Here is a 14,218-nt window from a genome sequence, read left to right on the forward strand (position 1 = left end):
GCGGCTCCGCCGCCCGACGGCCGCGCGGACGACTGGCACCCGCGTCCCGGATCCAGTTGCGCAGCGTCTCCGGGTTCACCCCCAAGTCGGCGGCGGTCTGCTTGATCGTCGCCCCGGGCCGCGACTCGTACAGCGCGACCGCGTCCGCCTTGAACTCCGGCGGATAGTGCTTCATGACCACGACACGTCCATCTCTCAGATCCTCAAGATCCACTATCTCCAGTGTCCAAGATCAGGGGTGAAGGCCCATCCCGCTGACTGACGCGGGCGAGGCCGCGGCCAAGTCGCTCGCTCCGAGGCTTGCCCGACGCCATCTGGTCGCCGTGTTCAGTAGCCCGTTGAGCCGCGCCATGCGGACGGCCGAGCTGGCCGGTCTGACCGGCGTCCAACCCGATCCCGACCTGATGGAGTGGGACTACGGAGGGTATGAGGGCCTGAGCGCGGCGCAGATTCAGGAGACGACGCCAGGTTGGGACCTGTGGCGGGACGGCGTGATTCCCGGCGACGCAGCCCATCCTGGCGAGGAGCTCCAGCAGGTGGCCGCGCGCACGGATGCGGTGCTGGAACGGGTCCGGCCACTGCTGGACGAAGGCGACGTTGCCGTCGTCGCCCACGGTCATCATGCGATGCCGGGTGGCGAGGCCCCGGCTTGTCGCGGGTGTGGTGGCGGAGGCCGGCGGCACTGCTGCTGGGGTGTTGGCTCAGGGGGAAGCACTGATGGCCGGGTTGCGCGGTCAGCTTCCGGGTGGAACGCCGGTCCCCTGGGGCCGTGACGGACGGTCCATGAGACAGTCACGGCACAGCGCATCGATCGTCACCGGGAAGAGAGAGTCATGGGAACGTTGCCCGTTGTGTCACGCCGCGACGAGTTCGATGCCTTGGTCGTCAGGACCGACTACGACGACGACCGGGCGTGGCAGGATCTGGCCGCGGCGCTGATGGAGCCCTGGGGAGACAGGCAGTACGAGGCGCACATCCACTTCATCAACGATCCGGTCTGGGCGGGGGCGACCGCGGACGAGGTACTGACCGCGGTCAGTGCTGATGAGGACCTGTCCGTGGTCTTCCTTGCCGACCGGGTGAGCATGCAGGCCGAGCACCACCCGCTGCTGGCGGTCACCCTGCTGACGCAGGAGGAATGCGTGGACGAAGAGGACTACGAGCAACTGATCGAGTTCGGGCGCGAGTTCCGCACCGTCCCCGCAGGGGTCCACGAGGTCCACGCAAATCTGAGCATCGGCAACCTCGGCTTCGAGGAGTTCGCGGCATCGGCCCACGACGATCCCGAAGGGGTCTACCGGCCCTGCTGAATGGAGCACTAGCCATCGACGTCGCGCACTATGTCCTGACTGCCGCACGTCTCAGTCGAGATGGGTACCAGGCACGGAGGCTCTCGCCGCCCCGAGTGTACACTCCCGGGGGAACTCGTCATTTGGGGCGCCGCGCTGACCGCGAGGCCGTTCCGCGCAAGGGCACCGACTGCCCGCCGGACGAGCCCTGTCGGTTCGTCGTTGAGAACTCGGGAGACGAGCTGTCTCGGGCGGTCGGGCCCGACCGCCCGGCGGCCAACCACCTGATCCTCACCAGCACCCCGGCACCCCGGCCGCCGGGTGCACCGCAGCATCGGCCCGGGAGGCAACGGTGTTCGGCATCAACGACCTGCACTGATCCCCCGGTGCACTGGCCTGCTGGCGACGCCTGAACTTCCGAGGCCCGGAGGCCGACCTCAGGCCGGCTTGCGCCACACGGAGATGTGCTTCGCGGAATCCTGGGTGAACGGCGCCCCGTCCCAGTCCGCGACGCGACGTTCCAGCTCCAACCCGGCGATCCGTGCCATCAGATCGAGCTCCGCCGGCCAGGCGTACCGGTGCCGGGAGTTGCCACGGCGGTAGCGGCCGTCGTCGCCTTCGCGGGTGAAGTGGTGCGAGACGAGAATCTGCTCGACCAGGTCGAAGGTGTCGAAGCCGAGATGATGCTCGGAGACGTCGAACGGCACCGCGACCTGGCCAGGCGGCAGGAATCGCAGTGGCGGTACACCCAGCTCGATGACGAATCGGCCGCCGGGCTCCAGATGATGTGCGGCGTTGCGGAAGCACTCGACCTGCTCGTCCTGTGTGAGCAGGTTCGTGATGGTGTTGTAGACGAGATAGACCAGGGTGAACTCGCCGGGGACTACGGTGGAAGTCATGTCCCCGACGGCTACCGGGAGCGTGTCCTCGTCGATCTTGCGCCGCAGTACCGCTGCCATGTGCTCAGACAGCTCGATGCCCACTACCGGCACGCCACGCTCCCGGAGTGGGACGCCCACCCGTCCGGTCCCGATGGCGAACTCCAGTGCCCGGCCGTCTCCGGCGAGCTCAGCGAGGAAGGCGAGAGTCGGTCCGAGAACGGCGGCCGAGGACATCTCGGTCTCTTCGGCGTCGTAGCGGTCTGCGGTCACACGGGTCCATAGCTCACTGCTCGTCACGGACGGCCACTCTGCGGGGTGCCAAGGGGCGCTGTCGAGTGGATTTAGCTTCCACCGGAGTCGATCACAGGTTCAGGGCGGGGCGGTAGAGACCTCTCAGGAGCAGTCCGGACCGGGGACGCAAGGTCACGGCAATATGCGGTCGTTCTCCTCGGCGCAGCGTGCACGAATGAGCGCCTGAGGCCGGGCGGGATTTTCTTGTCGAGCTTGTCGAGCTTGACGAAGAACTTCTTGAACTCCTCGGTGCGGTGGCGGCGGTGCAGGGAACCGATCACCTTGCCGGTGGCGTCCTTCGGAGCGGCGGCCAGGGGTCTGCGACTTCGCGCCGACGCAGAACACCAAAGCTCTCTCAGGCGGGTCCAGGCAGAGGCCGACGATGCGTGGACCTTGTCAATGAAGTGTGGATCCGTCGACGGAACAGACGTCTCCGAGCGGTGCGGCAGGAGGACGAAACGCCCGCCAGATCCGCGACACGGTCGACTGCGACAGGCCCAGTTCCTTCGCCATCGCACGAGTCGACCAGTGGGTTGCGTTCTTCGGCGTGGACTTCAGCGTTCTGGCGACCAGCGCGACGACCATTCGGTACTGCACGAACCGGGCCCGCCGGCAGCCCACCGCGTCAGCTGTCGACCGGAGTTGAGCGGCCACGTCCTTGTTCGAGGCACCTTGGGCGCAGGTCAGGAAGATTCGACACCGCAGGGTCCACGCCTGCGGTGTCGACCGGCGCCGCCCCCAACCCTCGAAAGCGGCCCGCTCCTCGTCAGACAGCGTCAACCAGGCCTTCGGAAGCCGGTCCGCGCCATAGGACAGGCCTGCACATCTGGACGGAATTCCTGACTCAGAAGTCTAGGAGCGGGTGGCGGTCGCACAGCTGTTACCCGCGGCCGTCGTCCCGTTGCTCGTGTCGATGGGCTTGCTGCGGTCGTACGGATCGACCTGACGGGCCTCGTCGGCGTGCTGCTCGTCGGCCGTGCCGAAAGGTGGCACGAAGTAGCCGGTCGGGGCGGAGCAGCCGCCGTTGGTCATGTCGAGCGCGTACGAGACAAGGGACATCGTGCCCGGTTCGGTGATGATTTCGGCCGGGTCGTCCCAACTCATAACCACCTGGCGCCGCACGATCGTACGGACGACCTCGGCGTCCTGTCCGTCGTTGCCAGCCGGGGTGACCGGGTACACGAAGGTGACGTCCGCCGTCACCTCGACCGCCCCCTGTTTCCCTTCCCGGTACGTGAGACGACCGCGTGTCTTGACCACGTCACCGACCAGCCGGGACTGATCCGGCTTGAAACGGCTGAACAACAGCAGCGGATCGGTTTTGTCCGTGGGCTCTGCCGACGACAGCGCGGTACGGAGATACTCCTGGACGTCCTTCTGGTGCGGGTTCAGCAGCGCGATCGCCTTCGTGGGCTGCTCGCCGCGCAGCACATGGGAGTCGAGCCCCGCGGCCACCAGAAAGTCCCTGCTCCGCCGCAGTGCCCGTTCGACCTGGGCGGCGTCCATCCAGCCGGTCGCCTCGGCCGGTGGCACCGTGATCCCTGTCGCTCCGCCTGCCCAGCGGGCGGCAGGCGAACCCCGGAAGGGTTCGGCGAGGGTAGGGCGCAGATCCCGCTCGGCGCCAGGAGCCTCCCGCGGGCTTTCCGACTCGGCGGCCAGCGGCACCCCGTCCTGCCCGCCGTCGTCGCCACCGAACCAGCCGACCACCTGCTGCGGGAAGAGCGCCACGACAAGGAGTGCCAGGACAGCCACCAGCCCAGCGACGTACCAGCCTGTCCTGCGCCGGGGCCTGGCCGGCGAGTACGTACGCCAGCCTTCCGGCTGCCCGGAGCGGTCACACAGCCGCCGCTCCACCTCACGAGCGCGCGCCGACGGCTCCACAGGTGCCCCGGCCGCACCCGTCACCGATTCACGGAGGAACCGCTCCCACTCCTCTTCGGACACGGACGATCCGTCCTGCCCCCCAGCCCCGCTCACACCGCACTCCCGTTCTCATTCGATGGCCGATGGCTTGGCCGTCTGTTCAGTTGACTGCGCACCGGCCGATCGAGAGCCGTCCGTATGATCGCATGACCAAGCAGCCAGCTTGCGGGGGTGGTTGGTGAAGGTGAACAGGCGGGTTCATCGGCCAGAACAAGCCTGGTGGCAGGTCCGGCGCCCATGGCGATCATCAGCCGCTGATCTCCGCGTGCATCGCCCGGAGCTCGTCGGTCACCGACGCGCCGCATCGACTCCCTACTCCGCCTTACGATGCACGGCACCGGACCCCGCTCCCTGATCCGGCCTGATCTCAACGGAAGTCCCTAGCGGCCGAGGGCCTGCCGCACGGTCAGGTTGTGGTACTTCCGTAGCCGGTACAGTTCCCAGCACGACAACACCGTTACCGACACCGGAGCGCCGAGCAGGAACACGATCCGGGCAAGGACGGGAACCTCGACGTTCTCGTTGTTGATCACGTCGAGTGCGGCCATCACCCACACCAGCAAGGTGGCAAGGATCGGCGGCAGCACCTCGTGGATGTCGGCAGTGCGGAATACGTGCACGAGGCAGAGCCCGACCCCGTACACGGCGAAGCCCAGCGACCACGTGCAGAGCGTGATGACGACGACCATGCCTGGGGTCCCGATGGCGTCGCGGAAGCCGGTGGTCTCCGGGTCGGGCGCGACGGCGAGGGGGAACGTGGCCATGGACGCCATCAGGGCCACCACCGCCCCGAAGGATTTCAGGGACCGACGTAGGTAGAGCCCGCGCAGCGCACCCTGCGCGGCGAACGCGAACAGGGCGATCACGAACGGGAAGGCGCACACGAGGACGAGTGTGCTGATCCAGCTCTGGGTGAGCTTGTCGTTCGCGACGACCTCGACGCCCTTGGCTGTGTCGACCGGCTTGTACGACATGACGAGCACGAGCCAGGCGGCGATGCCGAGTCCGGTCCGCCACATCTGGATCTTGCGCACCGTCAGGTCCTCGACGGCACCCTGGCGCGAGGGGCGGAAGGCCCGCTGGGCGGCGTAGAACGGGTTGTAGACGCACTTGAGGATCCGCTGCCTGCGCGTCAGCGGCGGCCGGGGCGGGCGCGGGAACGGCGGCTGCGGGCCTCCGCCGTGGGGCTGCGGCGGGTACGGGCCCCAGTTCTGCGGCGGCCTCGGGTACCCCTGCGGAGGCACGGGCGCGGGCTGCGGCGGGTAGGGTCCCACGCCGGGACCACCTGGGTACGGGGGGTGTCCGTAGGGCTGCTGGCCGGGACCTGGGCCCGGCTGCCCACCGGAGCCGGCTCCGGGTCCGCCCGGCGGACCCCAGTAACCATTGCCGTTCGTACTCATGCCGTGCACCCCCGATGTTCAGTCTGTGCCGTGCGCGTCGCGGCTCGGACCGCCCGCTCGGCGTGCGGCGTGATCCTACCCATCGTGGAGGCCGAGAAGTGCACGTTCCGGGACCGGGCCGGGCACCGGTGGGTAACGACCTGAGGTGCGACAAGGAGCGGCTGCGTTCTTCCGGCAGACATGCTCTCCCGATCCTCTGCGCCACGAACTGGCAAGCCCTTGGTGCTCCTCGCTGTCGCGGCTACCCCCGGTTCGGGAGACCTCATCCACGTCCAGGGTTGGGGTGAGAGATGGCGAGTCGTGCCAGTTCGCTCTGGCCAGAACCCGGCCCAGCGGGATTCCGTAACCGTCTGTCATTCCGGTGCGTTTCGCTGGCCCGGCGAGGGGCCTCCCACCGTGGACGATTTCGGCTTGGGCTCCAGCGGGCCCCGCCCCGGAGTTGAAGGGCCGACTGGAGCGCTCTGTTGTGGACGCGCTCCTCGAAAGGTTCTGCCGCCCCGAGGAGGCGCTGCGGAAGGTAGGGGGATTCGACGCGGATGTGCCAGCCGCGACGGCGAGCGTGGCAGGCCAGGGCGAGGATGTCGAGGTTGATGGAGGCGTCCGGATCGTCGGCGCGGTCGGCGACCTGGTAGTAGTCGCGGTGGGCTTCGAGCGCTTCGGCCAGGGACAGGTTGAAGCTCTCCTCGTCGCCCTCCACGAGCGCACGCCGTCTTCCGAGATGTCGCGCCTGATATCCAGGAAGACGGCGTCAGCCAGGTTCATGTCCGTCGCGAACGAGGCCGGCAGCCACGGAGTATGCCCGGCCCGGGGACGTCACGACACCTGGCCGGCCCCCTCCAGCTCGGTCAGCCGTACGGTGCACAGACCCCCACGCTCGGTCTTCACCTGCGTCACCCTCAGCTGCGTCCCCGGCGCGAGGATGTACTCCTCCTCACCCGTGAACGCGGAGAACCGCCGGATCCCCACCGCCCGCGCGGAGGTCACCTCGAAGAGTGTCCGCCGGCCACGCCCGCCGAGGAACGCGCGGGCCACACCCAGCTCGGACGTGCACGATGACACGCCCCACCATGTCACCGTCCGCCCCAGCGGGTACTGGGACCGCAGATCCAGCGCCACACCACGCCACAGCGGCCTCGTCTGCGCCGGCAACGCCTCTATCGCCGAGAACAGCAACCGCAGGTACGGGAGATACGGAACCACGCGCTCGCGGTCCGACGAGCGCAGCACGGCGTTGATCTCGCGGTAGAAGCCCGACTCGCACGTGTACAGGTAGAGGGCCGAGATCGCGTCGGCCGACATGGCGCCCGCGGCCTCCCCGGACAGCGCGCCCGCGGACGCCGCCTCCGCGGCCTTCGTCTCCCCGAAACGGCTCGACAGATCGATATGCCGGTCCAGGTGCGCGAGCACCCGCGAGACCGGCTCGAGGGCCTTCTGGAAGTCCATCAGCGGCGTGTCGAACACCCCGGTGACGGGAGGCAGGACGAGGCCCTCGTCCTTGACGCTGGTGAGCCGCTCCAGATACAGCTGGTGCAACTCCATCGTGGATGCGATGAACGCCCCCATCCGCTGAGCGACACCACCGTCCGCCGGCTCGTCGACCCCGCCCGTTCCCTGGTCCCAGCCCTTCTGCGGCAGCCAGTCGACCGGCTCGGACCCCACCGCCGCCAAGGCGTCGTTCACCTGGGCGAAGTGGTCGCCCTCGCAGAACAGATCCCCCTGCGCGGCCGGATTGGCGTGGTCCAGGTGACGGACCTGCACCCCCGGGTACTTCTTCTCCAGCCGCTGGACGACCCTCTTCAGACTCCGGGCGTGCGCGCCCCACCAGGCGAACACCACCCCCCGGTCGTCCTCCTCCACCGCCTCCTGCTTCGCGCGGAGGATCTCCTCGACGATCTGCTCGGCCACGGGCCGCCAGAACGACGTGTGCCGATCGGTCGCCATCGCCCCGTCCGCACTCGCCGTGAGGGACGCGTTCAGCAGCAGCACACCCTGGGTGAGCATCGCCTGGAACCACTCGGGCGGCTGAACCGTTCCCTCCTTCTTCAGCAGGGCGCGGACATCGGCGATCGGGGTCTTCTTGACGATGCCGTACTTCCACATCGCAGCCGCCTTTATGAGGCAGCGGATGCTGACGACCCGGCCGAACTGGCTGTCCTTCCAGTCGTTGAAGGTGTTGTCGAACATCGCGATGCCGGTCGCGCTCTCCGCCCGCGGATAGGGGTTCTGTCCGAAGACGACCACCTTCCACTTCTCCGGCGGATGCGGCTTCAACGCCTGGAACGTCAGCTCGCGCACCGGGACGACCTCCGGGCTGCGCTGCGGACCGATGAAGTCGGCGACTCCCGGCTGCGCCTCGATCACCGGTCCGAGCAGCGGCAGCCATGGCTCGCCGCCACCGGTGAACAGGTCGGCCAGTCCCAGCGGATCCCCGGCCGGGGTTCCGGCATCGCCCGCAGCCGTCACGTCGGCATCACTCACGAGGGTGCAACTCCCGATACTTGAACCGGACGCCTCCAAGGGCGCCCCGGCATGCTGAACAGATGCGGCAGGGTCGTCGCCGGTGTCCGAGCCCTGGGCGGCACCGGCCTGCGAGGTCTTCGGGTCAGTGACGAAAGGAAGGCCGCTGCGGCACGTTGATCCGGACCCGCCGTGCGGACCCCGCTCCCTCGATGTCGTCGAGCTGCCCCAGTACGGCGGCCCGCAACTCGTCGTAGTCCGCGAATCCATGGTCGTGGAAGAGGGTGTAGCCCGTCCACATCAGATTGGCGCATACCTTCGCGGGCACCTGACCGGTCTGCGCGCCCATCCCGACGAGGGCCACCGACCGGATGCTGCCCGGCTTCGCCCGGTTCTGCAGGTGCACCGCCTGGAAGGCGGCCGCGCAGGCCAGGGCCACGTTCATCGTATGGCTGACGTTTTGTGACGACTGGCGCATGGTCGGCGTCGAGATCAGGTACCGCGGTACATCCGCCCCGGACGGGACGCACACCGCGCTGCCCACCGGCAACCGTCCGCCGAACCGGTCGCGGATCGCCCGCTGCACCCGCACCTGGATACCCGCACCGAGGTACCGCTTGACGACAGCGTCGACCCCACCGTCCATCCGGCCGCGTTCGTTGGTCGGGGAGACCCAGGCGTCGGCGTCCACATCAAGAAGGGACCCTCGCCTGATCCCGACCTCCGGCGTGTCCGCGAACGCGGACCGCCAGGCCGTCACCACCTCGTCGTTGACGTCGACCAGGACGACACTCAACGCATGCCTGACACCCACGAATTCACCCCTCTCACCTCGCGATCTCGAACAGTGTCGAAGCTACCGTGCGCCACTGACAATGCCGTTTCGACAGGGTCGTCCGAGCAGGGGAGCGGGGGAGCAGGGGTGCGGGGAGGGAAGACAGGCACACCCGGACAAGTGAAGGCGACCGGGCGGTGGTGCCGGCCACCGGGCACTCCTCATGCGGGAGCCGCAGGGAGACAAGGCCGCCGCCAGACGCATCTTCCGCCGCCCGATGCAGAAGCTTCCGCTGCTCCACCGGCGCAGCCCGGCAACCCGGGTCACGTTCAGCGGCATCCCACCCCACTGCCGCCCCTGCCGATACCTGATGGAAGCCCCCGACCACCGAGCCGAGATGCCCCGTCCGCTTCGCCGTCCGGGACCAGATCACCAGCGCTGCCAACCACTCGACCACAGCCTGACCGCAGGTCCGAAGCACACGCTCACCACGCCACGACGGCGGCAGGTGCTGCAAGGACACCGCCGCTGCGAGCATTTCATGACCAGGCGACACATCCGCCAGAACTCTGCGGCAACCCGCCCGTGACCTCCGTAGCACCCACCACACCAAGGACCAGCCCGAACGGCCCATCCACCTTCGTACCGAGAGGGTATCCAGTGCGCCTGGGCAGGGTATCCGCGCGCCTGGGCACTGAATGATGCCCCCTACCAGTAGTGGCCCTCTGTCATCGCCTCCAGCGCAGCCCGGTTCATGACCAGGTCATCGGTGGCGGCCGGCGCCGCGACCTCGCCGAAGTGGATCTGCCGGTAGCCGACTCGCAGCATCACGATCGCGTGCCGAAGGCAGGCGTAGAGAGTGTGGAAGTCCATGTCCCGCGGTGTATACCCGGTGAGCTTCGCGTACCGCTCCTCCACCGCGGTCCGTTGGAAGAACCTCGGCAGTCCCTCCTGACCCAGTGTGACTGTGAGGTCCTGGAAGAAACGGTGCAGGTAGATCGCCCACGAGAGGTCCAGCTCCCGTGGCCCGAGGGCGGCCATCTCCCAGTCGAGGACGCCGGTGGGCTCGAAGCCGTCATAGATGATGTTGCCGATCCGCGCGTCGCCCCAGCTCACCACGGTCTCGCCCTCGTCGGCCGGCCACAGCTCCTCCAGCCGGGCGAAGGCGGCCTCGATGACGGGTGAACGCGGCCGGCCGTCGACGACCCAGCCGTAGTACGTCCGCAGGTCCTCGACATGCCGCCGCAACGGGCTGCCGCTTCCCCGCCCTGCGAGGAATTCCGCCTCCGACACAGGCACCTGATCATGCAGTCGCGCCAGGATGGAGACACTGGCGTGCTCCAGCTGTTCGCGCTCGGCGTCCGTGGCGGCGTGCAGCCAATTGCCCTCGTACGTGTACGGCATGACGTCCGGCGGCACACGCCCCTCGACGCGCTCCATCACGAAGAACTCCGCGCCGAGGTGGGCGGGGTCGGTCTCCAGCCAGTGCACGGCGGGCACCGGCAGATCGGTGTGCGCGGCGACGAGGCGCATCACCTTGTACTGGCGGGGCATGTCGTAGGCGGGGAAGACGGTGTACGCGTTCGGGTCCGCGGCCAGGCGCAGGACGCAGCGGCGAACGGGGGGTGGCGCGGCGGCTCCGTCCCGCTCGATGTCGAAGAGCAGGGTCTCGCTCGACATGCCGTTGGAGTCCGGCACGGTGACGGCCGTCGGGCGGGCTCCGGGGAGGACGGCGGCCAGCCAGGCTGCGAGCCGACGGGTGAGTTCCTCCGGGTCGCGGGTGGTACGCCGGATCCGGGGTGCTTCGGGGTTTGCAGCCATACGAGATCTCCGTACTCAGGGCGCCACCGAGTCGTAGCCGGTGAAGCCGCTCGGGTCGTGGCGGCCGAACGTGCCGTGCTCGAAGATCCCGTAGCCGGTGGCGCCGTCGAGAGTGAAGCGGGCGACGTGTTCAGTGACGCCGAATACGGCCATGGGGTGCGCAGACAGGTTGGCGAGGTCATAGCTGCGTCGGTCGATCCAGTCGCGGCCGTGCCACGTCCCGTGGCTCCAATCGTCAGCGGGTGGGTAGCCTGCGCCGACGGCCAGCGGGGAGGAAATGAGGATCTCCGCAGTCAGCTCGATGTCCTTGCGATTGCGGTCGGCGAGATGAATGACCGCGCGCTCGGGGTGGCGGGTACCGGAGCGGTACGTGATGTCCGGCTGAGGCCAGCCCAGTTGGGTGTCGGGGAGGCCGCCGCGTACCTCGACGGCTTCGCTGAGGGTGCGGTAGCCGTCGGGCTCCTCCTGGACGATCACCATCAGGAACCGGTCGTCGAACAGGACGGGGCACCACAGCCAGTGGAAGCCCTCCGGGACGTGCTCCCGCCCCGCGCGTCCGCCGTCCTCGCCGGGGATGGGCCGCACGCCCCAACTGCGGTCGCGTGTGCCGGTCCACTCGTCGGCGGTGACGGTGATCTCCTCGCCCTTCGCACGGATTACGCCGGTCACCGTGCCGGCCTGAACGAAGCGGCGGCCTTCCAGAGTGAGGCGGTTGCCGCGACGCATCGTGTGGTGTGGTTCCCACAGAGGCTCGAAGGCCCCCTGCCATCTGAGATCGTACGACAGGCCGTCCGGGTCGGCCGGGTCGGCCGGGTCGGCGGCGCAGTGCAACGTGAAGCGCTTCAGCGGCTCGTCGACGGTGATGCGGAGCGGGCCGACCTCCATCCGCATCCGGTCCTCGGACAGGGCGTCGGAGGCGCGGACGGCGAGGAGTTCATCGCCCAGACGAAGCGTGGCGAAGGCGTCGATCACACCGGTGTTGGGGTATACGCCCAGGCCCAGGACGAGCAGGGCGCGGCCGGAGTGGTCGAAGACGTGGAAGATGCAGCGGTCGTAGGCGTTGCGGTCGCTGGTGGCGATGTACCGCATGGAGAGCGGCACTTGGTGCACGGGGTATTCGTCGAGGGCTACGGGGCGTTCGGGCACGAGGGCCTCCGGCAGGGCTCAGCGGGGGCTTGCACGATAGCTGACGATACGTCAGATCAATGGTCATGGCCAGGGGAATCCGTCATGGTGAGCCGTCGAGGCCTGGAAGCACGGCAACAGCATCCGCCGTGAACTCAGTCGGGTCCGTGGGTGCCGTGGGTGCGGGGTGATCCAGGGTGCCGGAGGCGATGACGCTCGAAGGCGCAGGCCGCGGACTGGTTCGTCCTCGACCGCACCGAGGCCGCTGGGCTCACAGACCAGTGAAGTTGCGCTACACGATCCCGAGGGCTTCGCCTGTCGCAGCACCGCCGCGCAGGGAACACCACGGTGGGCCGTCTCGTTCTGACCTCAGGTCCACTGCGCTGAACCGAAGGAGTACCTTGTCCGACACCTCGTCCACCGTCACCGCGTCCGCTCTGCCGCCGCTCTCCACCCAGGCGGAACGTCTGATCGAGCTCGGGGTGCACGAGCTTGCGCGGCTACCTGCCGACGACCTGCGCACTTTCGCCGAGAATGCCGGTCGCGGAGACGGCGACACGCTCCTCGCGGTCCACCCGGACCGAGCCCCCGCGTCCGCCCTGGCACCACTGCTCCGCCGTGACGGCAAGTCCGGCTTCGTTGTCACCGACATGTCGGACGTCGACCGGTTCGCCCCCTGCGCCGTCGACCTGCCCGACGGTCCTCTCTACCTCATCGCCGGCCTCGACCGTGGTACCCACATGGCCAATTGGAGCCCCGACGAGGCGCTGCCCGCGCTCACCAAGGCGCACCGCACCCCGCTGCTGCTCACCGAAGGCATCCATTGGGTGCTCCAGCAGCCGGCGGTCCTTGAGCGCAACTGTTGCTTCATGACCATCGGCTCCCGGCTGCGCAAGGCCAATGGCACCCTGGATGCCCGCACCCCGGCGATCTGGATCAGCAACGGCACCGGTCGAGACGGGCACGAGCGACGCAACGCCCCGAAGGTCGGCTGGTGCTGGTGGGGCAACCGCCACACGTGGCTGGGTTTTGCCTCCGCTACGAGCCGCACGGGCTAGCTGGCAGGGCATTGCGTGAGGTCGATGGGCTATGGGCGTTCCAGCTCCTTCCTGCCGGTATGAGTCCAGATGAACCAGCGGCGTGCCAGAGCTCCGCCTCGCCCGCAGTCTGTGCTGGAAGTCTGGGCGAGCGTCGATGACTCCCTGGACGGACGGGGTGCGATTCGTCGTCCCCGTCCGGACCGTCAGCGCGGCGCCGTTGCCGAAGTGCTTCGGCTTCAAGCGGGGCATGACCTGGCTGAACGCAGCGAACGACCAGGTTGAGGGCATCGGGCAGACGGTGGTGCACGGCGCCCCGCGCGCCCCTCTGCGCATCCTGGACGCGCCGCTGAACCTGTCCTGCGCTGCCAGCAGAACGGTGACCACGCCCGCTGTCGCCCAGTGTTCCTTGCGCCTCAGTGGGCCATGCGAGGCCAGGAATGGATCGAGGACTTGATCCCCGACACGGAGTGGCTGACGTATTGAGCGATGCCCAACCGCATGGTGATGCGTGGTGAAGGACGAGGACGGCCTTCACCACGTCGGTGATTCGGTTGGTGCTTGCGTAGAAGGCGCCAGCCCTGGAAGGCGCCCACCGTGGACGGCACCCTGGTGCCGACCCCGCGATCACACCATCGCCGCGCAGCCTAACTGATCGTTTCAGAATGAAGTTCGGAGTCGTCTCAAACAGATGATGCTGCAGGCGAGTTGGAGTAGGCCAAGGTGGAGGTCGGCGCGTATCTCGTAGCGGATCCGGAGCCGCTTGAACTGGTGGAGCCAGGCGAATGTGCGCTCGACGACCCAGCGGGTCTTTCCCAGGCCGGAGCCGTGGGCTGTTCCTTTCCGGGCGATCTTCGGTGTGATGCCGCGGGCCCGGAGAAGGCGGCGGTACTTGTCGTAGTCGTAGCCACGGTCGGCGAACAGCCGGCCCGGCCGGTGCCTCGGCCGCCCGCGGACCCCGCGGATGCGGGGTATCGCGTCCAGCAGCGGCATCAGCTGAGTGACGTCGTGACGATTTCCGCTGGTCAGCGAGACGGCGAGCGGGGTGCCGTGCCGGTCGACGATCAGGTGGTGCTTGCTGCCCGGACGCGCGCGGTCGACCGGCGAAGGTCCGGTGTGAGCCCCCCTTTGAGGGCCCGGACATGAGAGCCGTCGACTGCCGCGTCGTCCATGTCCAGCAGGCCCGCGGCCCGCAGCTCGGCGAGCAGTACCTCGTGCA

Annotated in this window: 11 protein-coding genes and 4 pseudogenes; 4 read left to right on the plus strand and 11 right to left on the minus strand. The window is 68.5% G+C overall.

The features are described from left to right. Window positions 1-181 (minus strand): transposase (locus ACIRJP_RS40305; RefSeq protein ID WP_404185905.1); only part of this gene is annotated, 181 nt, incomplete at its 3' end. 73 nt (window positions 182-254) lie between these two features. Here ACIRJP_RS40305 and ACIRJP_RS40310 point away from each other — a divergent pair. Beyond that, window positions 255-773, plus strand: a complete 519-nt coding sequence (locus ACIRJP_RS40310) for a histidine phosphatase family protein (protein WP_404185907.1) — start codon at window positions 255-257, stop codon at window positions 771-773. Between the two features lie 60 nt (window positions 774-833). Further along, the gene (locus ACIRJP_RS40315; RefSeq protein WP_404185887.1) at window positions 834-1,310 is read left to right on the plus strand and encodes a DUF6924 domain-containing protein; all 477 of its coding nucleotides are present in this window, start codon (window positions 834-836) and stop codon (window positions 1,308-1,310) included. Window positions 1,311-1,726: 416 nt separating this feature from the next. Here the strand turns inward: ACIRJP_RS40315 and ACIRJP_RS40320 are convergent, their stop codons facing one another. The 9 genes and pseudogenes from ACIRJP_RS40320 to ACIRJP_RS40360 all read right to left on the minus strand — a co-directional run bounded on the left by ACIRJP_RS40320 (window position 1,727) and on the right by ACIRJP_RS40360 (window position 11,983). Further along, window positions 1,727-2,467, minus strand: coding sequence for a class I SAM-dependent DNA methyltransferase (locus ACIRJP_RS40320; protein ID WP_404185889.1), 741 nt, complete (start codon window positions 2,465-2,467; stop codon window positions 1,727-1,729). Window positions 2,468-3,313: 846 nt separating this feature from the next. Beyond that, window positions 3,314-4,405 (minus strand): hypothetical protein, encoded by a 1,092-nt coding sequence (locus tag ACIRJP_RS40325; RefSeq protein ID WP_404185891.1) that lies wholly within the window; start codon window positions 4,403-4,405, stop codon window positions 3,314-3,316. A 359-nt stretch (window positions 4,406-4,764) separates the two neighbouring features. Beyond that, complete coding sequence (locus ACIRJP_RS40330; RefSeq protein WP_404185893.1) at window positions 4,765-5,658, minus strand: hypothetical protein; 894 nt, start codon at window positions 5,656-5,658, stop codon at window positions 4,765-4,767. 393 nt (window positions 5,659-6,051) lie between these two features. Beyond that, window positions 6,052-6,153: pseudogene (locus ACIRJP_RS40335) on the minus strand (IS5/IS1182 family transposase); the annotation flags it as partial. A gap of 112 nt (window positions 6,154-6,265) precedes the next feature. Next, window positions 6,266-6,484 (minus strand): annotated as a pseudogene (locus ACIRJP_RS40340) (immunity 49 family protein); the annotation flags it as partial. A gap of 113 nt (window positions 6,485-6,597) precedes the next feature. Continuing rightward, on the minus strand, window positions 6,598-8,262 hold the full coding sequence (locus ACIRJP_RS40345; protein ID WP_404185895.1) for an ADP-ribosyltransferase domain-containing protein: 1,665 nt from the start codon (window positions 8,260-8,262) through the stop codon (window positions 6,598-6,600). A gap of 124 nt (window positions 8,263-8,386) precedes the next feature. Further along, window positions 8,387-9,055 carry a macro domain-containing protein gene (locus ACIRJP_RS40350; RefSeq protein WP_404185897.1) on the minus strand — a complete coding sequence of 223 codons (669 nt, stop codon included), beginning with the start codon at window positions 9,053-9,055 and terminating at the stop codon, window positions 8,387-8,389. A 669-nt stretch (window positions 9,056-9,724) separates the two neighbouring features. Further along, window positions 9,725-10,837 carry a phosphotransferase family protein gene (locus tag ACIRJP_RS40355; protein ID WP_404185899.1) on the minus strand — a complete coding sequence of 371 codons (1,113 nt, stop codon included), beginning with the start codon at window positions 10,835-10,837 and terminating at the stop codon, window positions 9,725-9,727. Between the two features lie 15 nt (window positions 10,838-10,852). Continuing rightward, a complete protein-coding gene (locus ACIRJP_RS40360; RefSeq protein ID WP_404185901.1) occupies window positions 10,853-11,983 on the minus strand; it encodes a hypothetical protein in 1,131 nt (376 codons plus the stop codon). Window positions 11,984-12,363: 380 nt separating this feature from the next. Here ACIRJP_RS40360 and ACIRJP_RS40365 point away from each other — a divergent pair, with 380 nt between their 5' ends. Beyond that, on the plus strand, window positions 12,364-13,020 hold the full coding sequence (locus ACIRJP_RS40365) for a DUF5701 family protein (protein WP_404185903.1): 657 nt from the start codon (window positions 12,364-12,366) through the stop codon (window positions 13,018-13,020). 82 nt (window positions 13,021-13,102) lie between these two features. Beyond that, a pseudogene (locus ACIRJP_RS40370) lies at window positions 13,103-13,357 on the plus strand (Tn3 family transposase); the annotation flags it as partial. Between the two features lie 302 nt (window positions 13,358-13,659). Here ACIRJP_RS40370 and ACIRJP_RS40375 read toward each other — a convergent pair. Then, window positions 13,660-14,218, minus strand: a pseudogene (locus ACIRJP_RS40375) (IS5 family transposase); the annotation flags it as partial.

The organism is Streptomyces sp. NPDC102437 (genome assembly GCF_044765565.1).
GTDB lineage: Bacteria > Actinomycetota > Actinomycetes > Streptomycetales > Streptomycetaceae > Streptomyces.